Source organism: Ruegeria sp. I3 (assembly GCF_056532525.1).
In genome coordinates this window covers 699,746-723,168 of sequence record NZ_JBQFNI010000003.1, presented here as the reverse complement: position 1 = coordinate 723,168, position 23,423 = coordinate 699,746, and the positions used below count along the sequence as shown (strand labels likewise).

Sequence of the window (23,423 nt, the reverse complement as noted above, 5' to 3'; positions counted from 1 at the left end):
GACCCATGGCTCCCATCCTTGATATCAACAAACTCTACAAGAATTACGGCGCGACCGAGATTCTGAAAGACATCAACATCTCGATTGAACCGGGCGATTTCCTGGTGCTTGTCGGCCCCTCGGGCTGCGGTAAGTCTACGCTGCTGAACTGCATTGCGGGACTGGAAGAGATCACCGGTGGCACATTGTCCATCGGCGGCAACGACATGACCCATGTCAGCCCCAAGGATCGCGACATCGCGATGGTGTTCCAGTCTTACGCTTTGTACCCGACCATGTCGGTGGCCAAGAACATCACCTTCGGCATGAAAGTGCGCGGCGTCGATCAGGCCACGCAGGAAGCTAAGCTGAAAGACGTCGCCTCCTTGCTGCAGATCGAGCCATTGCTGAACCGCCGCCCCAGCCAACTGTCGGGTGGTCAGCGTCAGCGGGTCGCGATGGGCCGGGCGTTGGTGCGCGACCCCAAGCTGTTCCTGTTCGATGAACCGCTGTCGAACCTTGACGCCAAGCTGCGGGTCGAGATGCGGACCGAGATCAAGAAGCTGCACCAGACACTGGACGCCTCCATTGTTTATGTCACCCACGACCAGATCGAAGCGATGACGCTGGCCACCAAGATCGTGGTCCTGAAAGGCGGGGTCGTGCAGCAGATCGGTACTCCGGCCGAGATCTACAACAACCCGGCCAACCTGTTTGTGGCGGATTTCATGGGCTCACCTGCGATGAACCTGATCCCGGCACAGGCATCGAACAATGGCTCGGGAACGCAAATCTCTATTGCACGCGAATCCGGTGAAACGCTGGTTCTGAACGATGCACGCGACTTGTCTCTGCCGCAGGATGTCATCCTTGGTCTACGCCCTGAAGATATCGCCGAGGCGGGGTTCCGCGCTGGCGCAGGCGTGCAGGAAGCCGCCTGCATGGTCGATATGGTCGAACCCGCAGGGGCAGATACCTATGTGGTGTCGGAATTGGGTGGCAAGCAGGTCACGGCGCGGCTGCATGCTGAAACCAGCGCGCAGGCCGGTCAATTGCTGAACTTGGCGTTCGACATGAGCAAGGTGTCCTACTTTGCCAAGGAAACGGGTGAACGGCTGAACTAAGGGACCGTTGGCCCGCACCAACCCGGGGTGGGCCATAGCAATCACGGTCGGTTTTGGCCGGTTAATTTGAAATATGCTATCTTGGGACGTAGCGAAGGGAGGCGCGCTATGTCCGATCCGTATTCCGATCTGGCCGGGCAGGATATCTCGGTCCAAGAGCGTATCGCCGAAGCTATGGAAGCGCGGTGTCTGGAGCCGGCGCAGAAAGAGATCAGGGATAGCTATCTAAGTGATCTGATTGTCCCTGAGGGCGGGTTCGCGGTTGAGCTGGGTTCAGGCACCGGGCACATCACGCAAGAGCTGCTGTCAGTTGGCGGGGTGGAGCGCGCGCTCGGCATTGAGCCCTCACCGGTTATGGTCAAACGTGCGAGAAACGGCTTCGCCAGCGAGAGCAATCTTGTTTTTGAAACCGGCGATGCAAAGGCAACCAGGCTTGAAGATAGCTCAGCAGACCTTGTTCTGGCGCATACACTGTTGTGCCATGTACCCGGCCCCGACGATGTGGTTTCCGAGGCCTTTCGGATACTGAAACCGGGCGGGATATTCGCGATTTGCGATGGGGACTACGATACCGCCACAGCGCAGATTGCCGATTTTGATCCTCTGGATCAACTCATTCGGTTCATGATCAATCAGAACGTCACAAACCTTTGGATCATGCGCCAGATTGGCGGTGTACTCTCTCAGGCAGGTTTTGAGCTGGGCCGTCGCCGGGGACACGGTTATGTAGCCGAAGGAGAGGCGACTTACTTTCTGACCGTTATCGACCGTGGTGCGGATCGAATGGCCGAGACCGGGTTGTTGGCGCCTGAAACGGCACAGGCGCTGAAATCCGAGGCCCGGGCGCGTGTGTCTGCAAACACGTTTTTTGGCTACATGTCTTATGTCAGCCAGATCGCGCGCAAGCCTGCAACCTGAACAAAAAAGCCACCGCGCGAACGGGTCGAGCGGTGGCCGGCGTAGGGTAATACCTCTGATCAGCCAGTCTTTTTCAGATCTTTGATCAGGCGATTCAGGTCGCCGCCGCGCGCATCCAGCATTGCGCCAATCTCTGTGCGCTCGGTCAGCAACAAATTTACACCTTCGATGAACATGTTGTAGAACTTGCCACGGCCCGATTTGTCGGACACCAGGAATGTCACTTCGAACGGGGATGAGCCGCGCAATTTGACCGAGGTTCTGACCTCGTATCCGGTCTTGATCTTGCGCGCGTTACGCACGGTGACCTCACCGCCGATGAACTCGCGGAACCGGCGACCATATTTGCGCGAAATATAGCCTTCGAACGCTTTGGTGAACTGACGCAGCTGTGCGGATGAGGCTGTGCGTGCATCCGCCCCCAGCGCATAGCGGGCCATGATCGGCACATCACCGTATTGCACAAAGATCTTTTGAAAATCACGCAGCATGGCATTTTCGGATTTACCCGAGTCAATGATACGCGTGATATCGGCCACAACGCTGTTGACCAGCTGTTTGGCCTGCGCTTCGGTCAGCGCGAACGCGGGCAGAGGCAATGCGGCAACTGTCATCCCGGTCAGGGCGGTGGCCACAAAACGGCGTCGGTTCAACAGGTTATTCGGCATAGGGGTCCTCGTACGGGTCAAGATAGGGGTCTCTGACAGGGTCGGTCCCGGTGGTGGCGTAGGGATCGTCATACAGACCCAGATAGGCGTCTTCATCATCCCTTGCCAGTTCAAAGCGGCGATTTTGCAGGTAGATCGTACGCGCCTGCGCGTAACTGTCTGCACTTTCGTACAGAATCGAATCAACTGTATCCGAGAACCGTCCGCGATCTCCCATCCGCCGCACGACCTCGGCATAGACACCAATATTGTCGACCGGGCGGGTCGGGCTAAAGTTGATCGGATTCGAGAACAGGTTGACCACGACGCCGACCGCATCGCGCGCAGTGGACGGGCCATAGAAGGGCAGTTCCACATAAGCACCTTCGCCCACGCCCCAGACATGCAGGGTTTCGCCGAAATCAGTGTCAACAGGCGGCAGGTTCAGCTCATCCGCCGGGGCTGACAGGCCAAAGCCGCCCACGGTCGAGTTGATCAGAAAGCGCAGCAGCGCATTGCCGGACTGTTTCAGATTGCCTTGCAGCAGATAGTCCAGCGCCTGCCCGGGCATCGTCAGGTTTTCGGCAAAGTGATTGAAACTGGTAACCATCGGATCTGGTACGATCTTCACATAGCCTTTCGAGGCCGGTCGGAACAGGAATCGGTCTACACCCAGATTGAACTTGTGAATGCCCCGGTTGGTCCCTTCATAGGGGTCAAAAATCTCACCCCGCGCCGCTGCGTCCTGAGGCTGCGTCGCGCATGCCGATAGGACCGTCAGGATGCCGAGTATGATCAGGTGCTTCAGACGAATGTAACTTGGCACTGTCTTCGTTACTCCGAAAATTGCCCAGCGGTATCTGGGCCTTCAATCAATACAGCCTTTGCACCCTTGGTGGCGCAATTGGTCTCACATAGAGGTTTCGCGCAGGATTTGAAACAACAACTCGCGTTTACCTCAGCCGATGGGGCGACGTAAAGTGACACGAATTCAACACTTCCTGAATAAGAGGAGACCTGCCCAGTTTGCAGGCAATGGGAAAAATCCCGCTTTCACGCTTTCGGAAACAGGTTTTCCCGGTTAGCGTCCGCGCGGAATCACTATGAGATGAGGATAATCCACATGAGCATCGCAGCAAAACTGGACAGCCTGGGTATCAGCCTGTCGGACGCACCTGCTCCGGCAGCGAACTACGTTCCTTTCGTGCGCATCGGCAAAATTGTCTACGTGTCGGGCCAGATCTCCAAGGCGGATGATCTGATCACTGGTAAGCTCGGTGATGATATGGATGTTGAGGCAGGCGCCGCTGCAGCCAAAGTCTGCGCCATCAACCTACTGGCTCAGGTCAAAGCGGCCTGTGGTGGCGATATCGACAAGCTGGTGCGCGTGATCAAGCTGACCGGTTTTGTAAACTCGACCGCTGATTTCACAGAACAGCCGAAGGTGATCAACGGGGCCTCCGACTTCCTGGTCGAAGCGCTGGGCGACGCCGGTCGTCATTCGCGCTCGGCCGTCAGCGCAGCCTCATTGCCTTTGGGTGTTGCCGTTGAAATCGAGGGTATTTTCGAGGTTCAATGAAACCGTCCCTTCCGTCTGAGTTCCTGCAGCGCCCGATAGCACATCGCGCGCTGCATGACATTTCTGATCAGCGGCCCGAGAATAGCCGGGCCGCCATTCGTGCCGCAATAGACGCCGGTTATGGGGTCGAGATTGATCTGCAACGCACCCGTGACAATCGGGCCATGGTGTTTCACGACTATGACATGACCCGTCTGACTGGGCAGCCCGGACCGATCCAACAGATCACCGAAACACAAGCGCGGGCCCAGACGCTTCTGCATTCTGACGGTGAAGGTATCCCCTCGCTGGAAGAGGTGCTGGGCCTTGTTGCGGGACGGGTGCCCTTGCTCATCGAGTTGAAGGATCAAGATGGTGCAATGGGCCCCGATGTCGGTGCTTTGGAAGCAGATGTTGTAAGCGCACTGAAAGACTATGAAGGCCCGGTCGCGCTGATGTCGTTCAACCCGCATTCAGTCGCAGAGATTGCACGCCTTGCGCCACATTTACCGCGCGGTCTCGTTACCAGTTCTTACGAGCCCAAGGTCGAGCTTCTGCCGAAAGCCGTCTGCGATCATCTGCGCAACATCCCGGATTTCGACCGCGTTGGAGCCAGCTTTATCAGCCATGAAGTCATCGATCTTGACCGCCCCCGGGTCGCTGAGTTGAAGGCACAGGGTGTGCCGATCCTGTGCTGGACCGTGCGCTCGCTTGAACAAGAAGCAGAGGCACGCAAGGTTGCCGATAATGTTACGTTCGAAGGCTATCTGGCCGAACATCCCGCTTGATCCCGGCGCGCGCGATCACAGATAAAGGTGCAGCGCGGAGGGGATATGGATCAGGCACAGATTGAGGTTCGGGTTCTGACATCGGTCTCGCAGATTTCCGCGAGCGACTGGGACAGTTGCGCCTGCTCCGAGGTTGCCGATGGCGGGCGACCGTTTGATCCGTTCACGACACATCGGTTTTTGCTTGCCCTGGAAGAAAGCGGCTCGGTCGGGCGCGGTACTGGCTGGCAGCCGCAATACCTGACAGCCTATCTGGACGGGATGCTGATTGCGGCAGCCCCGATGTTTGCCAAGTCGCACTCCCAAGGTGAATACATCTTCGACCATAGCTGGGCTCATGCCTATGAAAGCGCGGGCGGGCGATATTATCCCAAGCTGCAGATCGCGGTGCCCTTCACACCCGCGACTGGCAGGCGTTTTTTGGTGCGACCCGGCTACGATGCTGTCGGGATCTCGGCGCTGGTGCAAGGAGCGGTGCAACTGGCCGCCGAGAATCGAATTTCCTCGCTGCACGCTACTTTCTGCACCGAGGCCGAAGCGCTGGCAGGTGAGCAGATGGGCCTGATGGTCCGCCACTCGCAGCAGTTTCACTGGCTCAATGATGATTACGCCGATTTTGACGAGTTTCTGGCTGCGCTGTCCTCGCGCAAACGCAAGAATATCAAGAAGGAACGCACGCAGGCCTGTGATTTCGGTGGGCAGATTCGAACAATCACCGGCGATGATCTGCGACCCGAGCATTGGGACGCGTTCTGGCGGTTCTATCAGGATACTGGCGCGCGAAAATGGGGCTCGCCCTACCTGACGCGACAATTCTTTGATATCGCTCAGGAAACCATGACGGATGACATCGCTTTGGTGCTGGCCGAACGCAATGGATACCCCGTCGCCGGTGCGTTAAATTTTGTCGGGCGGGAAACGCTGTATGGCCGGTATTGGGGCTGTGTCGAACATCACCCCTGCCTGCATTTCGAACTGTGCTATTATAGGGCGATCGACTTTGCCATTGCGGAAGGTCTGGCGCGGGTTGAGGCCGGTGCGCAGGGCGAGCACAAGCTGGCGCGCGGCTATCTGCCAACCCGCACGCATAGCTTGCACTGGGTTGGCGATCCGGGTTTTGCTGATGCGGTTCAGAAATATCTGGACGCCGAGTCCCACGCAGTGGGAGAAGAGATCGAGATTCTGACGGATTTTGGTCCGTTCAGGAAATCGAACCCGGAGGAACAGCAATGACCGAACTTCTGTCAACCGAGACCCGCGGCCCGCTGCTGGACCCGCTGTTCAGAAATGGCTGGACCATGGTCGAAGACCGCGATGCGATCACCAAGACCTTCATCTTCGATAATTTTGTCGCCGCCTTTGGCTGGATGACGCAGGTGGCGATCTGGGCCGAGAAATGGAACCACCACCCCGAATGGTCGAATGTCTACCGCACGGTCGAGGTGGTCCTGTCGACCCATGATGTTGGCGGTCTGTCTGCACAAGACGCCAAGCTGGCGCGTAAGATGGACAGCCTGCTAACGGTCTCCGCGTGAACCCGTACCACCGGCCAGCAATGTTGCCGTTCCCAGCTGCTTGAATTCTGCCGGGGTTATCGTGCCGTCGCTGACATTGATATTGCCCGGAATTCTGATCGTACGGGTGCCGACGGACCGCACGCTGCGGGCCGACGGATTGATGTCGAGACACCGATTTTCATAGCAGGTCAAACCGCTGGTATTGATCTGAATCTGCACCTGACCATCAGGGCCGCTGATCACCGGGGATTGCTGTACGTCACATGCGGCCAAAGCCACCAGGCTACCGAGGCAGATCCATTTAATCATGACAAGCTCCTGCCAACCAAGTTGGCGTTTAATCTAAGAGACCGTTGCCATCCTTATCCGCAGCGTCAAAATCGTTCTGCATCTGGCTGACATACTCTGCCTTTGAGATAAGACTGTCGCCATCCCGGTCAACGGCTTCGAACTGTTTGATATCCAAGAACGGTTTTGCTTCGCTCAGGCCCAGAGTGCCGTTCTTGTCTTCGTCCATTGCCTGAAATGCATAGTCCGAGAAGGCGTTGAATTCGTCCTTGGACAGGAAGCCGTCATTGTTGGTGTCGATGTTATTCAACTCGGCCTCGTGCAGTTCTGCGACAGTCTCTGCGTTTGCAGCAGCAGCCATCACGAATACGGTGGTGATAATCAATACTCGTTTCATCTCAAATCTCCTCAGCACGCATAACGTTCGCCAGACACGCCACCCGCAGCGGCGCCCGCCGCCGTCAGGATGGTCTTTCCTGAACCACCGCCAAATTGATTGCCGATCACTCCACCGATCAGGGCGCCGCCTATGGTACCACTCAGGCAGGCGATCTCGTGCTGTCGCGCAGCCTGTTGTTGGGGTGTGGGTGCAGGTCCGCACGCCGCCAGGGCCCCGGCGGTGCCAAGAAACAATGTAAGAAATTTCAGTCGCATCAATGAACTCCCCAGTTGTATGGGCCAAGTATTGGCGCATCGGGGCGTTGCATCAAGTTAAATGCGTTTCACGTGGCCCCGGTCAAACCGGGGCCGACAGGGATCAGATACTATCAAGCAGGCCTTCACCAGCCGAGACCTCACAGACACCGGGGTTTTCTTCCAGATTCATCGCCACAACCTTGCCGTCTTCAACCAGCATTGCATAGCGTTTGGAGCGTGCAATCAGGCCTACGGGCGGGGCGTCGAAATCCATGCCGATGGCCTTGGTAAACTCGGACGCTGCATCGGCCAGCATGGTCAGCCCGGCCGCTGTTGCACCGGTGCTTTCTCCCCAGGCGCCCATCACGAAAGGGTCGTTGACCGAGATACAGATGATTTCCTCTACACCCTTGGCATCGAACTGGTCCTTGGTCCGCATGAAGCTTGGTACATGAGCGGTTGTGCAGGTTCCGGTGAACGCACCGGGTACAGCGAAGATCACAACCTTGCGCTCTTTGGTCTTGTCTGAAATCCGAACCTCCTCGGGGCCTTCGGCACCCATCTGGATCAGCGTGGCCTCGGGCAGCATGTCACCTGTTGCAATCATTTTTACGCTCCTGTCATTTGGATTTGCAGAGTCGGGCTTTGCCGCAATATAGGTGGTCGAAACAAAGTAACCACGTGAATTCTGCAGGGTGAGCGAAACATGAGCCATATTGTCGTGATCGGGGCAGGGCAGGCCGGTGCTTCTTTGGTAGCACGGCTGCGCAAGGACGGGTTCGAAGGTGACATCACCCTGATCGGAGCCGAGCCGCATTTGCCCTACCAACGCCCGCCCTTGTCCAAGGCTTACCTGTTGGGCGAGATGGAGCTGGAGCGCCTGTTCTTGCGGCCCGAGAGCTTCTATGCCGAAAACAATATCACCCTACGGTTGGGTCAACGTGTGACGGCGATTGATCCAAAGGCCAAGACGGTGACCCTCGGCGATGAGGTGATCACCTATGATGAACTGGCGCTGACCACTGGGTCCGACCCACGCCGCCTGCCCGCAGCGATCGGGGGCGATCTTGAGGGTGTCCATGTGGTGCGAGATCTCGCCCATATCGACGAGATGGAACCTCGGGTATCGGATGGCGCCCGCGCGCTGATCGTTGGTGGCGGCTATATCGGGCTTGAAGCCGCCGCCGTTTGTGCCAAGCGCGGGGTCAGGGTGACCTTGGTCGAGATGGCCGACCGCATCCTTCAGCGTGTTGCGGCGAAAGAGACAAGCGACTACTTTCGCACGCTGCACACCGAATACGGGGCCGACATTCGTGAGGGCGTCGGGTTGGATCGTCTGGTTGGTGAAAACGGCAAAGTGAAGGGTGCTATTCTGACCGACGGCACCGAGCTTGAGGTGGATTTCGTCGTGGTTGGCGTCGGCATCGCGCCGTCGATTCAATTGGCTGAAATAGCCGGGTTAGAGCTGGATAACGGCATCAAGACCGACGCCCATGGCCGCACCTCAGATCCGTCGATCTGGGCGGCGGGCGATTGCGCGTCGTTCCCGCATGGCGAAGGCCGTATCCGCCTGGAAAGCGTGCCGAACGCCATTGATCAGGCCGAGATCGTGGCCCAGAACATGTTGGGCGCGGCTAAGGATTACACTGCAACGCCATGGTTCTGGTCCGATCAGTATGACGTCAAGCTGCAGATCGCCGGGCTGAATACCGGCTATGACCGTGTGGTGACTCGCAAGGGTGAGGGCGCGACGGTGTCCTTCTGGTACTACAAGGGCGATCAGCTGATCGCGGTCGACGCGATGAATGACCCGCGCGCTTATATGGTCGGCAAACGCCTGATTGATGCGGGCAAGACCGCTGATCCGGCTGTTGTTGCCGACCCAGAAGCGGACCTGAAACCGCTGCTCAAAGCGTGAGGATCATCGCCGGAGACTTCCGGGGCCGGGCTCTGACTTCGGTTGGCAAAGGCGATGCCGGTGCGCATCTTCGCCCGACCACTGACCGGGTAAGGGAAAGCCTGTTCAACGTTTTAAATCATCAGATCGACTTCGACGGCTTGCAGGTTCTCGACCTGTTTGCGGGCACCGGTGCATTGGGACTTGAAGCGCTGTCTCGAGGCGCGTCCCACGTCACGTTTGTCGATGATGGGAGGGTCGCGCAGGGTCTGATCCGCAAGAATATCGCCCTGACCGGAAGCGCCAGCCAGACCACTTTGATCCGGCGGGATGCGACCCGTTTGGGCGAAAACCCGGGCACTGTTTGTGATCTGGTTTTTCTGGATCCGCCTTACGGAAAAGCTCTGGGTCAAAGGGCACTGGCCGCGGCTACCCAAGGTGGTTGGTTGTCTGATGACGCTCTGATCGTCTGGGAAGAAAGCACCCCCATGCTCGCGCCCGAGGGCTTCACGCTGCACGACGCGCGGAAATATGGCGACACGCATATCTCGCTGATGTGGCGCACAGGGGGCTGAGATGCACGATCTGGTTATCTTTGATTGCGACGGCGTTCTGGTCGATAGCGAGGTTTTGTCCAATCAGGTCATGGTCGACAATCTCGCTGGCCATGGTCTGCACTTGTCCTTAGCCGAATGCATGTCCCTGTTTGTCGGCGGCACCATGACCGGTGTGCTCGACAAGGCGCGCGAGCTGGGGGCTGATCTGCCGGATGACTGGACTGATCAAATCTATGCGGAAATCTACGAGACGCTGAAAGCAGGCACGCCTCTGGTCGCGGGTATCCGTGAATTGCTGGCGCAACTGGATGCAAGTGACATTCCCTACTGTGTCGCCTCAAATGGGCGGCCTGAGAAAATGAAGATCACTTTGGGCCAGAATGGTCTTTGGGAGCGTTTTCAAGATGTGATGTTTTCGGCTCAGGTGCTTGGAACGGGCAAGCCCGACCCGACCCTGTTCCTGACCGCTGCCCAGCATTTCGGCGCAACGGTGCCGGTTGTGATCGAAGACAGCGAAAACGGTGTCACCGCAGCAATCCGCGCCAATATGCGCTGCCTGGGCTACGCGGCCCATGATGATGGTGCGCGATTGGAAGAACTAGGGGCCGAAGTGTTCTCCGACATGTTACATGCGCCCAAGCTTTTGGGACTTTGAGCCATAAACGTGTTATGCTTGGTCCATGGACCGCGCTATCACACCTCCGCTCTGGGCTTTTTCGAAAGACGCCGACACCACAACTGGGCCTCCACCCAAACCGATGCGCGCGCCGGTGTTCATTCACGACGCGGTTATCCCGTGGCGGGATGAAACCTTACTGCTGAAGCTATTACGCGATCAGGCGACCGATCAGGACGAATAGGTCGGGTGATATTTGCCGCCCGGTGACAAGGTGAAAATCTCAACCCCATCTGCGGTCACACCGACCGAATGCTCGAACTGCGCCGACAGCGATTTGTCGCGGGTCACGGCAGTCCAGTCATCGGACAGTGTCTTGGTTTCAGGACGCCCCAGATTGACCATCGGCTCGATGGTAAAGAACATGCCCTCTTCCAACACAGCTCCGGTACCCGGACGACCATAGTGCAGGACATTTGGTGGCGCGTGGAACACCCGGCCCAGACCGTGGCCGCAGAAATCGCGTACAACGCTCATCCGATGCGCCTCGACATAGGCCTGAATGGCGTGGCCGATATCGCCGAAGGTATTGCCCGGCTTGACCATCTCGATACCTTTGAACAGTGCGTCGTGGGTCACCTGAATCAGCCGTTCGGCCTTGCGCGGCAATTTACCCGCCACATACATGCGCGACGTATCACCGAACCAGCCATCAACGATGACGGTCACGTCGATATTCAGAATGTCGCCATCCTTCAGCTTTTTGTCACCCGGAATGCCGTGACACACCACGTGGTTCACGCTGATGCAGCTGGCGTGCTGATAACCCTTGTAGCCAATGGTTGCCGATTCCGCACCTGCATCCTCGACCATCTGAGTGATCAGCCCGTCAATCGCACCGGTGGTCTGGCCGACAAAAACATGTTTAGCAATGTCATCCAATATCCGCGCAGCCAGCGCCCCTGCCGCATGCATGCCGGCAAAGTCACTCTGTTCATAGATGCGGATACCGTCTTTGGTCAGACGGCCACGATGTTCTTTCATCGGTGCGGGACTCCAAATATTTCACGCAGCACTTCTTTTACGCTGCTTGTGCAGAAAGTACCAGAGGGTGCGCGGTGGTGAATGTTTTTCAGTTGATTTGGTTTAACACGTAGACTGATAAGGGCTCTTGGTGATCAAGGCAGACGAAAGTGAGTTGGGAATACGCCGACACCGCTTCCTGGGCCAACAAGAATAATCTGTCTTCCGGTTCGCAGACGTCTGCGAATACTGTTCGGGACATCACAAACGACGTTAACAGCACGCGCCGTGTCTTTAAGAGCGATTGGCCTAGGGCACTTCCGATAATCTCCCATATTGGGATCACTAACAACAAATGTTATTTCTACCGTGCGAAAAGAGGGAAGAGAAACAACCATCGGGATCGTCGCCGCCACTATAAGAAAGCCCGCAAGCGCACTTACCAAAGGCATGAACAATATAGACAATGTTGTTTTTATTGGCTCTGAGAATTGGATGCCTTCGGATAAGCTAAGGTGAACCGCCCAAAGTGCTGTCGCTCCCGAAATTGCTCCCACTACGCATGCAGGCCAAAAAGCCCAGGAAACCCAAATCGGAGAGGGAACAAACGCTACGCCAAAAAATCTAGCCAATACAGGTATCCCTCCCAAAATCATTAGGGTCACTGAGATTGTTCGGATACGCTTTTCTAAACGGGTGTTCTCGGTCTTCGGTAGTGCCGTCATTAAGTTGTCCTTTGAGAATCTCTAAGCAAATTCGATAGAAATAGTCGGGTTCATCTGAATTTTTTCTCAGCAATTGATTGACGAGTTGACCAAAACACCTCTTGGCGAAATCTGCGTCCCGTAAACCAGCTTCTCCACCCCCTGCGCTTGCGCCACCTCAAACGCCGCCGCATAAGCCGGATCAATATCGGTAGCCAGCGCAAACCGGTCGCAATCGGTCCGTTGAACCAGATACAGCATCACCGCCCGATGCCCTTGTGCCGCCATAGCCGCCAGTTCGCCGAGATGTTTGTTACCGCGGGCGGTCACACTGTCGGGGAATTCAGCTAGGCCGGGTTGGCGTGAGAGGGTGACGCTTTTGACCTCGACATAAGCATCGGGTAGGCCCGGCCCAGTCAGCAGGAAATCGATACGGCTGTTTTCACCGTATTTGACCTCGGGGCGCACGGTTTCATAGGCGGCCAGCTCGGGGATTTCGCGCGCCTCGAGCGCCACCCGAAGCGCCTTGTTGGGGACTGATGTGTCGACCCCTGTGAAATGCCCGTTCTCATGATCGACCAGCCGCCAGCCGTATTTCAGCTTTTTCTTCGGATCGTCGTTGGGCTCCAGCCAGATTTTCTCACCCGGTTCTGCCAGCCCCATCATTGAGCCCGGATTGGCGCAATGGGCTGTCACCTCGCGCCCGTCTTCCAGCCTGCAGTCTGCCAGAAAGCGTTTGTAGCGGCGGATCAGTCGAGCGGGGACAAGGGGGGTTTCAAATCGCATGGCCAAGGGCCTATACCTGCCCTAACGGTCGATCAAGAGGGAGGGCGCGTCATGGCCAATCCAACCGCTGCAATGTTGGTGATCGGGGATGAGATCCTCTCGGGCCGCACCCGCGATGCCAATATGCATTATCTGGCTGGAGAGCTGACCAAACACGGCATTGACCTGAAAGAGGTGCGCATTGTCAGCGATGATGCACCCGCGATTGAGGCAGCCGTAAGGGCGCTATCAGAGGCCCATGACCATGTGTTTACCAGTGGTGGTATTGGTCCGACCCATGACGACATCACCGCTGACTGCATCGCCCGTGCCTTTGGCGTGCATATCGATGTTCGCGACGACGCGCGTGCATTGCTTGAGGCGCATTACGAGAAATCCGGGCTGGAGCTGAACGACGCTCGCCTGCGCATGGCGCGTATTCCGGAAGGGGCCGAATTGATCGACAACCCGGTCTCGACCGCGCCCGGCTTTACCATCAACAACGTCCATGTCATGGCCGGGGTGCCTTTGGTTTTTCAGGCCATGGTTGCGAGTGTTCTGCATTCGCTCATCGGAGGTAGCCCGCTTTTGTCGCAGACGCTGCGTGTGGATCGGGGTGAAGGCGATATTGCAGCAACTTTGGCCGCACTGGCCAAAGACTTCGGCGATCTTTCGATCGGCTGTTATCCGTTTCAGACGAATGGCGTCTTCGGAGCCAACGTCGTCGTGCGCGGCACCGAGGGTGGACGGATCGATGCCGCCATGACCCGCCTTGCGAAAGAGATCGAGCTTTGAATCCCGATTGGGCCGCTGTTGTCGATGGCACATGGCCTGCCGCCGGCTATCAAACGCAAGGCCCATTTCGACTGCGGCAAGGACAGGGCGGAGGTTCACGCGTCTCTGCCGCCAATCGCACCGGGAACGTCACCAGTGCCGATATCGATGCGGCCGAAAGCGCCATGCAGGCGATGGGTCAAAAACGCATCTTCTGCCTGCGGCCCGGAGATGAGGCGCTGGATGCAATGCTTGCGCAACGCGGCTACGACATCCTTGATCCGGTTAATATCTATTCCTGCCCGGCGCAGCAGTTGACCGATATCCCGATCCCGCGCGTGACTGTTTTCAACATCTGGGAACCGCTGGCCATCATGCGTGAGATCTGGGCGCAGGGCGGTATCGGCCCCGAACGGATTGCGATCATGTACCGGGCACCGTGCCCAAAGACCGGCCTTTTGTTGCGCCACAGCGATCAGCCCGCAGGAACCGGCTTCGTGGCGATCCATGAAGGTATCGCGATGGTTCACGCGCTGGAAATCCTACCGGATCACCGCCGCAAGGGGTTGGGCCAGTGGGCCATGCGCGCCGCGGCCTTTTGGGCGCTGGACAATGGCGCGCAGACGCTTAGCGTGATCTGTACCAAGGCGAACGCGGGGGCCAATGGCCTCTACCACTCGCTTGGGATGAAGATCGTCGGAGAATACCACTATCGCCAGCGCGTCTGAGGAGGACGAATTGACCAAACAGGACATGCCCACTGCCCTGGATCTGCCAATGGTGGACCCACTACCGTCAGAGACGCAGAAATACTTTGATATCTGTGTCGAGAAACTGGGAATGGTGCCGAATGTCCTGCGCGCCTATGCCTTCGATATCGACAAGCTGAATGCCTTCACTTCGATGTATAATGATCTGATGCTGGCCGATAGCGGGCTGACCAAGCTGGAACGCGAGATGATTGCGGTCGTGGTGTCCTCGATCAACAAATGCTTCTACTGCCTCGTGGCTCATGGCGCAGCGGTGCGGCAGCTTTCGGGCGATCCGCAGCTGGGTGAGATGCTGGTCATGAACTACCGCGTCGCCAAATTGGACGCGCGCCAACGTGCAATGCTGGATTTCGCAGCCAAGATGACCACCGCCAGCACCACAATCGAAGAGCCCGATCGCCAGCTTTTACGCGATGTCGGGTTTTCGGATCGCGATATCTGGGACATTGCCAATGTCACCGGTTTCTTCAATATGACCAACCGCGTGGCCAGTGCCACTGCCATGGTCCCGAACCCAGAGTATCACGCGCAGTTCCGATGATCCGTTTCCTGTTCCTTAGCCTCCTTTTGGCCGTGCCTGTGCAGGCGCAGGAACTGACGTTGCCCGCCAGCGCCCGGCAGATTTCGGATCGCACCAGTGCATTGGACAGCTACGACCTGCCAACCGGCGTGTTTGCCGACGGCGCGGTTCCATCCCGCACTGTCGAAGGGCGTGTCGAGCGGCTAACATGGCGTCTGCAGGCCGGGTCCAGCACGACGCTGCAAATTCTTGCACCGCTTCGGGATCAGCTTCAGGCGCAAGGTTTCGAGATCGCGTTTGAATGCGAGGCACGCAATTGTGGCGGTTTCGATTTCCGCTTTGGCACCGAAGTGGTGCCGACGCCTGACATGTATGTGGCGATCCACGATTACCGTTTTCTATCCGCCTCCCGCGGTGACGAAGTGCTGAGCCTGCTGGTCAGCCGCAACCCGCCGGATGGCTATGTGCAGATGATCCGGGTGACCCCGCAAGGTACGCTGCCTGCGCAGCCACTTGTGATCGAGGAAACCGTTGAGGGCCCTGCCGGGTTGCTAAACGATCTCAGCAGTACCGGACATGTCATCCTTGATGACCTGCACTTTCGCACCGGCGAAGTCGCGCTGGGCGAAGGGTCGTTTGCCTCGCTTGCGCTGCTTGCGGGCTATCTGGCCGACAATCCTTCGACCCGTTTGGCGCTGGTAGGGCACACGGATGATACGGGCGCATTGCAGGCCAATATTGCGGTCAGCACCAAACGGGCGGAAGCCGTGCGTGCGCGCCTGATCGAAGCGCACGGTGTTGCCGCCGACCGGATCGAGGCGCAGGGCGTAGGCTATCTTGCGCCCATCACCTCTAACGCTACGCCCGAGGGCCGCGATCTCAATCGCCGGGTCGAGGCGGTGTTGCTGGTCAACTAACAGGCGCGAGCACCGCGGACACCCTGTGTCCCCCTTGCCCTGATGGCGCGGTCTGATGCACACTTGCAGCTAATCGGTGCGTCTGTCTTGCCATCAGGCCTGTTGGCAGGCAGTCCCACCAGTCACCATGCTTTGGGAGGAATGCGTCATGGCATCCAAAACCGAAGATACCACTCCGCCGGATAACACGGTCCCACAGCAATCCATGCCCGAGGTTAACAGGCTGACGGCCGAGGATATTACCGCATCGCTGAAGGCCGGGTTTTCCGACTTCCTCGCACACCCGGTCATGAGCGGCTTTTTCGGCCTGTTCTACGCGGTTTTCGGCATCCTGTTCGTTTGGTGCCTGGTCGGGCTTGGCAAGATCTGGATGATCATTCCTGCCGCCGTAGGCTTTCCGCTGGTTGCCCCATTTGCGGCCGCCGGGCTTTATGAAATGTCCCGCCGGTTGCAGAAAGGGGAAAGCTTCGGTTGGTCCGAAATCCTCAGCGTCATGGCACATCAGCGCAAACGCGAAATGGGTTGGATGGCCTTTGTCACCCTGTTCATTTTCTGGGTATGGACCTACCAAATCCGCCTTTGGCTGGCGATCATCCTGCAAAAGGCGTCCTTCTCGGATTTCGAAGGGTTCATGAACACCATCTTCTTCACACCGCAAGGCTGGACCTTTCTTGCGGTCGGCACCTGTATCGGCGCTTTTTTGTCGGCGGTCCTGTTCTCGGTGACTGTGGTGGCCATGCCCATGCTTCTGGATCGGGAAACCAACTTTGTTTCCGCCATGCTCACTTCCATTCGCGTGGTCGCTGAAAGCCCGGTGGTAATGCTCAGTTGGGCGGCGATCATCTCGGTCACCATGCTTTTGTCGCTGGTTCCGGCGTTTCTGGGGCTGATTTTCACGCTGCCGATCCTGGGCCACACCACGTGGCACCTGTATCAGCGGGCCGTATCACCAGAGACTAACTGATGCATCGCTAAACAAAAAAAACCCGTGCTATTCAGCACGGGCCGTTTAGGTGCCACAGGGAGAATTCTACCAGTCCATCGGACCCTTTTCAGCAAAGGATTCGACAAGAAAATCAATGAATGCCCGCACCTTGGGCTGGGTAAACCGGCCCGGCGGGTACACTGCATAGACGCCCTGAACTTCATCCGGCAGCGAAGGCATGGCGTCCACCACCTCACCCGATTTCAGTGCGTCGGCGTATAGATAGCTGGGCAGATGTGCGATCCCCAGCCCAGAGATGGCTGCGTTCAGCAGCGACTGCCCGTCATTCACGCTCAGCCAGCCAGCAGTGCGGACCTGACGCTTCTCGCCCGAAGGCGCCGTCAGCTTCCACACGCTGCCCGAGGATTGGCTGGAGTAATGCAGCAGTTTGTGTTCGTTCAGATCGTCGATCTTCTGCGGGCGTCCGAACTGCTCGATATATCTCGGCGACGCGACCATGCGTTTCACTGTTTCGGTCAGCTTGCGGGCGCGCAGCGTGCTGTCTTCCAGCTCGCCAATGCGCACGGCCACGTCAAAGCCTTCGGAAATCAGCTCAACATAGCGGTTGTTCAGAACCATGTTCACGGTGATGTCCGGATAGGCCGACAGGAAGTCCGACAGGACCGGCGACAGGTGATTGACGCCAAAATCTGTTGCCACAGAGATCCGCAGCAGACCAGAAGGCGCAGATTGCATCGAAGTCACCAGCGCATCCGCTTCGCCTGCGTCGTTCAGCACGCGACGGGCGCGATCATAATAGGCCAACCCGATCTCGGTTGGCGAAACCCGGCGCGTTGTCCGGTTCAAAAGCCTTGCCCCCAACCGCGCCTCGAGGCTCGAGACGTGTTTAGACACGGCTGATTTGGAGATGCCCATTTTCTTGGCCGCGTCGGTGAAACCACCCTGGTCCACCACGTTGGAAAAGGCCTCCATTTCAGTTAGTCGATCCATTCTCGTTCCCCAGGTCTTCCGTTCGTTGTCTCTTTATCGCGATCAATCTGGGCAAGAACTGGGCAGACATGGGATAATATCAGGGTTTTGAATCGGATCGTTTGCAACTAGGAAACGCCCGGGCCTATATGCCGCGGACCATGCCTTTCGATACAAAACCCCGTTTTCTGGACTTTTTTCCAATCGTGCTATGATGAGAATGGCATTTTTGTGACCACGGAGGAGACTATGAAAGCCCTATTTGCTGTCATTACCCTGTGTCTGACCGCCAGCCTTGCGTGGGCCGGAGGGGAAACACCATCGAATCCAGATGCGAAGGTCTATTTCGTCAACCTGTCTGACGGTGACACCGTGCAATCACCTGTGACCGTAGTCTTTGGCCTCAGCGGCATGGGCGTTGCCCCCGCTGGAACCGAGAAGGAAAATACAGGGCACCATCACCTCCTGATTGATCGCCCACCACTTGGGCAGGGAGAAGACGGTGCGGACGAACTGTCATACGGTCTGCCCGCAGACGACAATCACATTCATTTCGGTGGCGGTCAGACCGAGGTGACTTTGGAATTTGCTCCGGGTGAGCATACTTTGCAGCTGGTGCTTGGGGATGCAGGCCATGTCCCTCATGCGACGCCCATTGTGTCCGAGGTGATTACGATCACTGTAGAGTAACAATTCACCTTCGCCGCAAAACACGATTATGCGTCGGCAGGCAGCAGGAATATATCGCGGGCAAGCTGCATGTTGAGACGTTCCGCAGAATACCATTGGTTGAGTACTGACTTGGCCATCAGGTCGGAATTTTCCTGTGCGAAACTCTTAAAGTCAGTAGCTTGCGTGTTGGCCAGCCGCTCTGCGATCAGGCTCATGAATGCGTAGGTGATTGTCAGATTGAACTTGTTCGGTGCGCCTGCGTTCGCTGCTAACGTGCGAATTCCCTTGGCGTAGATCGCTGCGGCATCGATGAAATCATACTTGCGTAGCAGGTCATAAGCGACTTGCACATGTTCGACGTGTCCGAACGTTGCGTTGTCGATTGCGTGTGCTTCAAATGCGATGGTGACGTCGGCGTATCGCGATGCGCTCATTCTTCATCCTCCTTGAAACGGTGGCTGTCTTCAGCTGTCCAATCGAAGTCGTAGACACTTTTGAGTTGTTTGATCTTCTTCAGCGTCTCTTCAGAGAAGGCTGGCTTGTTCTCAAAGCTGTGCAGCGCGATGCCCTCAATCAGGTCGCCAAGGGTCATGTCCAGCGATTCTGCCAGCCCTTTGAGAACTTTCAGAAGCCGCTTCTCGATTCGAATTCCTGTTTGGGTGCGTTCTATGTTCTGACTCATGTGGTACATATGTATATTGATAACAACTGAGTCAAGGAAAACGAAAAAAGCCGCCTCTTCCGGGGCGGCTTTCTCCAGCGCACTGGCATTACAACGTCAGAACGCTGCCGCCAGACGTGTGCCCTGATTGATCGCACGTTTGGCGTCCAGCTCAGCTGCCACATCTGCTCCACCAATCACATGCGGGGTCATTCCACGTTCGAGCAGCTCATCCGCCAGCGACCGGTCCGAGACCTGCCCGGCACATAGGACGATCGACTCGGCTGCGATCACGGTTGGATCATCGCGGGTTTCGCCAAAGCTGACATGCAGGCCGTCCTCGTCGATGCGCTCATAATTCACACCACCAACGAAACTGACGCCCTTCATCTTTAATGTCGCGCGGTGGATCCAGCCCGTTGTCTTTCCCAGCCCCTTGCCGTGACGCTGCGCCTTGCGCTGCAGCAGCGTGACCTGCCGTGCTGGTGCTTCGGACTGCGGGCCCTCGGGGGCCAGGCCCGAGCGGTGTTCTGCGGGGTCGGTCACGCCCCATTCCTTCATCCACAATGGAAGGTCCGTGGTTGGGCTGTGACCGTCTTCCAGCAGGAATTCGGAGACATCGAACCCGATGCCTCCGGCCCCGATCACGGCGACGGTGCTGCCGACCTTGGCCTTGTCGCGCAGCACGTCGATGTAGCTGAGCACATTGTCCCGATCCTGGCCGGGAATCTGCGGATCACGAGGAGTGACACCGGTGGCGATGACCACCTCATCATAACCGGTCAGATCATCCGCACTGACCTCGCGGTTCAGTTCGACCGTCACGCCTAGGTCGTTCATCATGGTGCGATACCAGTCGACCAGTCCCCAGAACTCTTCTTTCCCTGGCACCTGTTTGGCCATGTTCAACTGCCCGCCTATCTCGGCGGCGCGATCAAACAGGGTTACATCATGGCCGCGCTGGGCAGCTGTCATCGCAGTGGACAAACCTGCAGGGCCAGCGCCGACAACGGCCACTGTCTTGCGTGTCTCGGCCTTGCCGATCACCAATTCAGTCTCATGACAGGCGCGCGGATTGACCAGGCATGAGGTCAGCTTGCCGCTGAAAGTGTGGTCCAGACAGGCCTGATTGCATGCGATGCACGGGGCGATCTTCGCGGCTTCATCCGCAATCGCCTTGTTCACGAAATCCGCATCGGCCAGCATCGGCCGCGCCAGAGACACCATATCGGCGCAACCGGTCGATAGAACTTCTTCGGCAACCTCAGGCGTGTTGATCCGGTTCGAGGTGATCACCGGAATCCCGACCTTACCCATCAGCTTCTTGGTAACCCACGCAAACGCTGCACGGGGAACGCTGGTGGCAATCGTCGGAATCCGCGCCTCATGCCAACCGATACCGGTGTTGATGATCGTTGCCCCGGCCTGCTCAATCCGCTGCGCAAGTTCAACGACTTCGTCATGGGTCGACCCATTGGGCACAAGATCAATCATCGAAAGGCGATAGATGATGATGAAATCGCTCCCCACGGCTTCCCGCGTGCGGCGCACCACCTCGATAGGCAGACGCATCCGGTTCTCGTATGACCCACCCCAGCGATCCTCGCGCTTGTTGGTGTGGGTCACGAGGAACTGGTTCAGGAAATACCCCTCGGAGCCCATGATTTCGACCCCGTCATAGCCCGCCTTCTGGGCCAGAACAGCCGCGTTGACGATGTCGCTGATTTGCTTCTCGATACCCTCTTCGTCCAACTCATGCGGCGGAAACGGAGAAATTGGGGATTTCACCGGGCTGGGGGCCACGCATTTCGGACCATAGGCATAGCGCCCCGCATGCAGAATCTGCATCGCGATCTTGCCGCCTGCCTCATGCACACGTTTGGTCACAATGGAATGGTTCGCCACCTCTTCATCATTGGTCATCATCGAGGCCCCGGGCAGCACCGAGCCCTCAAGGTTCGGGCCAATCCCACCCGTCACCATCAAAGCAACACCACCGCGCGCGCGATCCGCGTAGAACTCGGCGACACGGATCCAGTCGCCGGTCTCTTCCAGACCGGTATGCATCGAGCCCATCAGCACGCGGTTCTTCAACGTGGTAAAACCCAGATCCAGCGGGGCCAACATGTTTGGGTACGCAGTCATGGCAAACTCTCCCTCCCGACTTTGACCGTCAGATTGACCTTCGCGTCACCTTTGTCACGCGAAACCTAACGTCATTCCCTTTGCCTTTACTGCGGCGCTTGCTAGAGACGCAGCAAAGCTTAATCACGAGGCCGCGCATGACCCCTGATGAAATCGCCAAACTGCCCTATCGCCCCTGCGTGGGACTGATGTTGATGAATGCCGAGGGTCTGATCTTTGTCGGTCAGCGCAATGATCGCCACAAGGACGCCTGGCAGATGCCTCAGGGTGGCGTGGACAAGGGCGAAGACCCGCGCGATGCGGCCCTGCGCGAGCTTTGGGAAGAAACTGGAGTGCCCGCTGATCTTGTGGAAATCATCGCCGAGACCGACGGCTGGCTGCCCTATGACCTACCGCATGACATTGTGCCGAAAATCTGGAAGGGCCGGTATCGCGGGCAGGAGCAGAAATGGTACCTGATGCGGTTTCTGGGCCGGGATGATCAGATCGACATCGCAACCGAGCACCCCGAGTTCACCCACTGGAAATGGCAGACCACGACGCGGCTGGTCGATGAGATCGTGCCGTTCAAAAAGGACGTCTACCAGCAGGTGCTTTCTGCGTTTCAGCCGCATCTCGGGTAGTTCGGGTTAGGAACCAAGCGCCGTAATCACCGCTTTGGCCAGCGGCAGCGGGGAATAACCGGTATCGGACGGTGTAAGCCCCAATCGCACGATCACCAGATCACGCGAAGGGAATATCCCGACCGATTGCCCATCGTGTCCGGCCATCCAGACCGCATCTTCGAACGGGGGTTCTCCACCCGGCACGTCGCGCCACAAGTGACCTTTGGCATATGCCCCGCCCGAGACAGCAACCGGTTCGAACATCCAGTCAGTGAACCCTTCGGGCAGAATTTGCTGCCCGTCCCATGTGCCGCCCTGCAGCAGGAATTGCCCATATCGTGCCCAATCCCGCGCTGTGGCGTACATATAGCTTGAGCCGACAAAGGTGTCAGAAACATCAGTTTCAAGTATGGCCGAGGTCATGCCCAGTGGCAGCAGGAGTGCGCGCTGCGGATAGGACAAGCTGTCATCTTTGACCTGATCCTGCCAGACCCGCGCCAAGACGGTGGATGTGCCCGACGAATAGTTGAATTCAGTATTTGGCTCAGCCTCGGCCTCAAGCGAAGTGACAAACCCCGCCATGTCGTCGCTCAGATATAACATCCGAGTCACGTCCGAGACGTCACCATAGCCTTCGTTCCATCGCAGGCCGCTGGACATGGTCAACATATCCTCGACGGTAATGTGCTGCCGGTTGTCCTCTGCCCAATCGGGAAATGAATCGACCAGTGTATCCGTCAACTTCATCTGACCGGATTTTATCAGCGTTCCAATCAATCCAGAGGTTATGGTTTTGGTCATTGACCAGCCCAGAAGAGGGGTATTTTCGTCGAATCCATCCGCATAAGCCTCACCAATGATCCGGCCATCATGCACCACAACAACGGCGCGGAAGCCCTCTCCCAGAATGGTCGGGTCCGACAGAACCATTGCCAATTTGGAGTTCTGCGCTGGGGCCACTGTAGTGCCTTCCGGCCAAAGTGCATCAGACAGCGCGGGCAGAGTGTTTAGCTGGGTGCTGACCGGTTGGGCCTCATGCGTATTCGCACATCCCAGCCCCTCGCGATATTGGCTGGTCGCAGGGGCGAAGATCCCGAGTAGCTTTGCAGATACTGATTGCGCCTCTGGGTCAACCGAGACCGAGACGTGTTTCAGCAACGGATGCCCGGGCGCCTGCACATCAACCGCCAGAACCTCTTGCGCATCCCGCCCGGCGATGAACACGTTAGAACAGACGATCTTGGCCGAATAGTTGGTCCCGACTCGCAACAGGTCGGGCGGAGAGATCAGCAAGTACCCAACGCCGGCCACAAGCCCCAACGCCAATGTTCCTGCGGTGATCCTGAGTGCTCTGCCCAACATGAATTGGCTCCCCCCTTACATCAAAAAAGGGTAGCCATTCCGAAATGTGACGCACCAGCGTTACG

The 23,423-nt window shown here is 57.5% G+C and carries 31 protein-coding genes; 17 read left to right on the top strand and 14 right to left on the bottom strand.

The window, feature by feature from the left end; all coding sequences use genetic code 11:
* The first annotated feature begins 5 nt into the window (after positions 1–5).
* Positions 6–1,103: an ABC transporter ATP-binding protein gene (locus ACR0L9_RS11820; protein WP_170408536.1), complete on the top strand. Its 1,098-nt coding sequence runs from the start codon at positions 6–8 to the stop codon at positions 1,101–1,103.
* A gap of 108 nt (positions 1,104–1,211) precedes the next feature.
* Entirely contained in the window at positions 1,212–2,021 is an 810-nt protein-coding gene (locus ACR0L9_RS11815; protein ID WP_170664290.1) for a methyltransferase domain-containing protein, read from the top strand.
* Positions 2,022–2,080: 59 nt separating this feature from the next.
* Here ACR0L9_RS11815 and ACR0L9_RS11810 read toward each other — a convergent pair whose 3' ends face one another.
* Together ACR0L9_RS11810 and ACR0L9_RS11805 are read right to left on the bottom strand one after the other, a co-directional pair.
* A complete protein-coding gene (locus ACR0L9_RS11810) occupies positions 2,081–2,689 on the bottom strand; it encodes an MlaC/ttg2D family ABC transporter substrate-binding protein (RefSeq protein WP_170408534.1) in 609 nt (202 codons plus the stop codon).
* Complete coding sequence (locus ACR0L9_RS11805; RefSeq protein WP_170598328.1) at positions 2,679–3,494, bottom strand: MlaA family lipoprotein; 816 nt, start codon at positions 3,492–3,494, stop codon at positions 2,679–2,681. Before ACR0L9_RS11805 ends, ACR0L9_RS11810 begins: the two co-directional genes overlap by 11 nt.
* Before the next feature lie 297 nt (positions 3,495–3,791).
* Between ACR0L9_RS11805 and ACR0L9_RS11800 the strand changes: the two genes are divergently transcribed.
* From ACR0L9_RS11800 to ACR0L9_RS11785, 4 genes are read left to right on the top strand one after another with little or no spacing between them, the layout of a single operon-like run.
* Positions 3,792–4,247, top strand: a complete 456-nt coding sequence (locus ACR0L9_RS11800; RefSeq protein ID WP_170636567.1) for a RidA family protein — start codon at positions 3,792–3,794, stop codon at positions 4,245–4,247.
* Positions 4,244–5,014 carry a glycerophosphodiester phosphodiesterase family protein gene (locus ACR0L9_RS11795; RefSeq protein ID WP_480895718.1) on the top strand — a complete coding sequence of 257 codons (771 nt, stop codon included), beginning with the start codon at positions 4,244–4,246 and terminating at the stop codon, positions 5,012–5,014. Before ACR0L9_RS11800 ends, ACR0L9_RS11795 begins: the two co-directional genes overlap by 4 nt.
* A gap of 45 nt (positions 5,015–5,059) precedes the next feature.
* Positions 5,060–6,247: a GNAT family N-acetyltransferase gene (locus ACR0L9_RS11790; RefSeq protein ID WP_480895717.1), complete on the top strand. Its 1,188-nt coding sequence runs from the start codon at positions 5,060–5,062 to the stop codon at positions 6,245–6,247.
* Positions 6,244–6,549 carry a 4a-hydroxytetrahydrobiopterin dehydratase gene (locus ACR0L9_RS11785; RefSeq protein WP_170394812.1) on the top strand — a complete coding sequence of 102 codons (306 nt, stop codon included), beginning with the start codon at positions 6,244–6,246 and terminating at the stop codon, positions 6,547–6,549. The genes ACR0L9_RS11790 and ACR0L9_RS11785 overlap by 4 nt, the downstream gene beginning before the upstream one ends.
* On the opposite strand, the gene ACR0L9_RS11780 is transcribed toward ACR0L9_RS11785, so the two are convergent.
* The 4 genes from ACR0L9_RS11780 to ACR0L9_RS11765 form a co-directional block, all read right to left on the bottom strand.
* A complete protein-coding gene (locus tag ACR0L9_RS11780) occupies positions 6,532–6,840 on the bottom strand; it encodes a hypothetical protein (RefSeq protein ID WP_480771853.1) in 309 nt (102 codons plus the stop codon). The genes ACR0L9_RS11785 and ACR0L9_RS11780 overlap by 18 nt on opposite strands.
* Before the next feature lie 28 nt (positions 6,841–6,868).
* Positions 6,869–7,216 (bottom strand): penta-EF hand family protein, encoded by a 348-nt coding sequence (locus tag ACR0L9_RS11775; RefSeq protein WP_170626752.1) that lies wholly within the window; start codon positions 7,214–7,216, stop codon positions 6,869–6,871.
* A gap of 11 nt (positions 7,217–7,227) precedes the next feature.
* Complete coding sequence (locus ACR0L9_RS11770) at positions 7,228–7,473, bottom strand: glycine zipper 2TM domain-containing protein (protein ID WP_170466621.1); 246 nt, start codon at positions 7,471–7,473, stop codon at positions 7,228–7,230.
* A 103-nt stretch (positions 7,474–7,576) separates the two neighbouring features.
* On the bottom strand, positions 7,577–8,062 hold the full coding sequence (locus tag ACR0L9_RS11765) for a redoxin family protein (protein WP_480895716.1): 486 nt from the start codon (positions 8,060–8,062) through the stop codon (positions 7,577–7,579).
* Between the two features lie 99 nt (positions 8,063–8,161).
* Between ACR0L9_RS11765 and ACR0L9_RS11760 the strand changes: the two genes are divergently transcribed.
* From ACR0L9_RS11760 to ACR0L9_RS11745, 4 genes are read left to right on the top strand one after another with little or no spacing between them, the layout of a single operon-like run.
* Positions 8,162–9,373, top strand: a complete 1,212-nt coding sequence (locus tag ACR0L9_RS11760) for an NAD(P)/FAD-dependent oxidoreductase (RefSeq protein WP_223117218.1) — start codon at positions 8,162–8,164, stop codon at positions 9,371–9,373.
* A complete protein-coding gene (gene rsmD, locus ACR0L9_RS11755; RefSeq protein WP_170394794.1) occupies positions 9,370–9,927 on the top strand; it encodes a 16S rRNA (guanine(966)-N(2))-methyltransferase RsmD in 558 nt (185 codons plus the stop codon). The genes ACR0L9_RS11760 and rsmD overlap by 4 nt, the downstream gene beginning before the upstream one ends.
* A gap of 1 nt (position 9,928) precedes the next feature.
* Positions 9,929–10,564, top strand: coding sequence for an HAD family hydrolase (locus ACR0L9_RS11750; RefSeq protein ID WP_170626755.1), 636 nt, complete (start codon positions 9,929–9,931; stop codon positions 10,562–10,564).
* Positions 10,565–10,589: 25 nt separating this feature from the next.
* A complete protein-coding gene (locus ACR0L9_RS11745; protein ID WP_170394788.1) occupies positions 10,590–10,769 on the top strand; it encodes a hypothetical protein in 180 nt (59 codons plus the stop codon).
* Here the strand turns inward: ACR0L9_RS11745 and map are convergent.
* The 3 genes from map to sfsA all read right to left on the bottom strand — a co-directional run bounded on the left by map (position 10,757) and on the right by sfsA (position 13,038).
* The gene (map, locus tag ACR0L9_RS11740) at positions 10,757–11,569 is read right to left on the bottom strand and encodes a type I methionyl aminopeptidase (protein WP_170515096.1); all 813 of its coding nucleotides are present in this window, start codon (positions 11,567–11,569) and stop codon (positions 10,757–10,759) included. The genes ACR0L9_RS11745 and map overlap by 13 nt on opposite strands.
* Before the next feature lie 134 nt (positions 11,570–11,703).
* Positions 11,704–12,273 (bottom strand): proton-conducting transporter membrane subunit, encoded by a 570-nt coding sequence (locus ACR0L9_RS11735; RefSeq protein WP_170514054.1) that lies wholly within the window; start codon positions 12,271–12,273, stop codon positions 11,704–11,706.
* Positions 12,274–12,339: 66 nt separating this feature from the next.
* Entirely contained in the window at positions 12,340–13,038 is a 699-nt protein-coding gene (gene sfsA / locus ACR0L9_RS11730; protein ID WP_480895715.1) for a DNA/RNA nuclease SfsA, read from the bottom strand.
* A gap of 51 nt (positions 13,039–13,089) precedes the next feature.
* On the opposite strand from sfsA, the gene ACR0L9_RS11725 reads away from it, so the two are divergent.
* The 5 genes from ACR0L9_RS11725 (at position 13,090) to ACR0L9_RS11705 (ending at position 16,962) form a co-directional block, all read left to right on the top strand.
* The gene (locus tag ACR0L9_RS11725; RefSeq protein ID WP_480895714.1) at positions 13,090–13,812 is read left to right on the top strand and encodes a competence/damage-inducible protein A; all 723 of its coding nucleotides are present in this window, start codon (positions 13,090–13,092) and stop codon (positions 13,810–13,812) included.
* Positions 13,809–14,519: a GNAT family N-acetyltransferase gene (locus ACR0L9_RS11720; protein ID WP_480895713.1), complete on the top strand. Its 711-nt coding sequence runs from the start codon at positions 13,809–13,811 to the stop codon at positions 14,517–14,519. The genes ACR0L9_RS11725 and ACR0L9_RS11720 overlap by 4 nt, the downstream gene beginning before the upstream one ends.
* A gap of 25 nt (positions 14,520–14,544) precedes the next feature.
* Complete coding sequence (locus tag ACR0L9_RS11715; RefSeq protein WP_480735565.1) at positions 14,545–15,102, top strand: peroxidase-related enzyme; 558 nt, start codon at positions 14,545–14,547, stop codon at positions 15,100–15,102.
* A complete protein-coding gene (locus tag ACR0L9_RS11710) occupies positions 15,099–15,998 on the top strand; it encodes an OmpA family protein (RefSeq protein ID WP_480751061.1) in 900 nt (299 codons plus the stop codon). Before ACR0L9_RS11715 ends, ACR0L9_RS11710 begins: the two co-directional genes overlap by 4 nt.
* Positions 15,999–16,146: 148 nt before the next feature.
* Positions 16,147–16,962, top strand: a complete 816-nt coding sequence (locus ACR0L9_RS11705; RefSeq protein ID WP_170819195.1) for a DUF2189 domain-containing protein — start codon at positions 16,147–16,149, stop codon at positions 16,960–16,962.
* 66 nt (positions 16,963–17,028) lie between these two features.
* Here the strand turns inward: ACR0L9_RS11705 and ACR0L9_RS11700 are convergent, their stop codons facing one another.
* The gene (locus ACR0L9_RS11700; RefSeq protein ID WP_170819196.1) at positions 17,029–17,934 is read right to left on the bottom strand and encodes a LysR family transcriptional regulator; all 906 of its coding nucleotides are present in this window, start codon (positions 17,932–17,934) and stop codon (positions 17,029–17,031) included.
* A gap of 228 nt (positions 17,935–18,162) precedes the next feature.
* Here ACR0L9_RS11700 and ACR0L9_RS11695 point away from each other — a divergent pair, with 228 nt between their 5' ends.
* Complete coding sequence (locus ACR0L9_RS11695) at positions 18,163–18,603, top strand: DUF4399 domain-containing protein (protein ID WP_170466618.1); 441 nt, start codon at positions 18,163–18,165, stop codon at positions 18,601–18,603.
* Between the two features lie 26 nt (positions 18,604–18,629).
* On the opposite strand, the gene ACR0L9_RS11690 is transcribed toward ACR0L9_RS11695, so the two are convergent.
* The 3 genes from ACR0L9_RS11690 to ACR0L9_RS11680 all read right to left on the bottom strand — a co-directional run bounded on the left by ACR0L9_RS11690 (position 18,630) and on the right by ACR0L9_RS11680 (position 21,391).
* Entirely contained in the window at positions 18,630–19,019 is a 390-nt protein-coding gene (locus ACR0L9_RS11690) for a hypothetical protein (RefSeq protein ID WP_170613343.1), read from the bottom strand.
* Entirely contained in the window at positions 19,016–19,267 is a 252-nt protein-coding gene (locus tag ACR0L9_RS11685) for a hypothetical protein (protein WP_170408518.1), read from the bottom strand. Before ACR0L9_RS11685 ends, ACR0L9_RS11690 begins: the two co-directional genes overlap by 4 nt.
* A gap of 96 nt (positions 19,268–19,363) precedes the next feature.
* Positions 19,364–21,391: a 2,4-dienoyl-CoA reductase FMN-binding domain-containing protein gene (locus ACR0L9_RS11680; RefSeq protein ID WP_480895712.1), complete on the bottom strand. Its 2,028-nt coding sequence runs from the start codon at positions 21,389–21,391 to the stop codon at positions 19,364–19,366.
* Between the two features lie 137 nt (positions 21,392–21,528).
* Here ACR0L9_RS11680 and ACR0L9_RS11675 point away from each other — a divergent pair, with 137 nt between their 5' ends.
* Positions 21,529–22,014 carry an RNA pyrophosphohydrolase gene (locus tag ACR0L9_RS11675; RefSeq protein WP_480895711.1) on the top strand — a complete coding sequence of 162 codons (486 nt, stop codon included), beginning with the start codon at positions 21,529–21,531 and terminating at the stop codon, positions 22,012–22,014.
* A gap of 6 nt (positions 22,015–22,020) precedes the next feature.
* On the opposite strand, the gene ACR0L9_RS11670 is transcribed toward ACR0L9_RS11675, so the two are convergent.
* Positions 22,021–23,358, bottom strand: coding sequence for a serine hydrolase domain-containing protein (locus ACR0L9_RS11670; protein WP_480895710.1), 1,338 nt, complete (start codon positions 23,356–23,358; stop codon positions 22,021–22,023).
* Positions 23,359–23,423 lie beyond the last annotated feature (65 nt).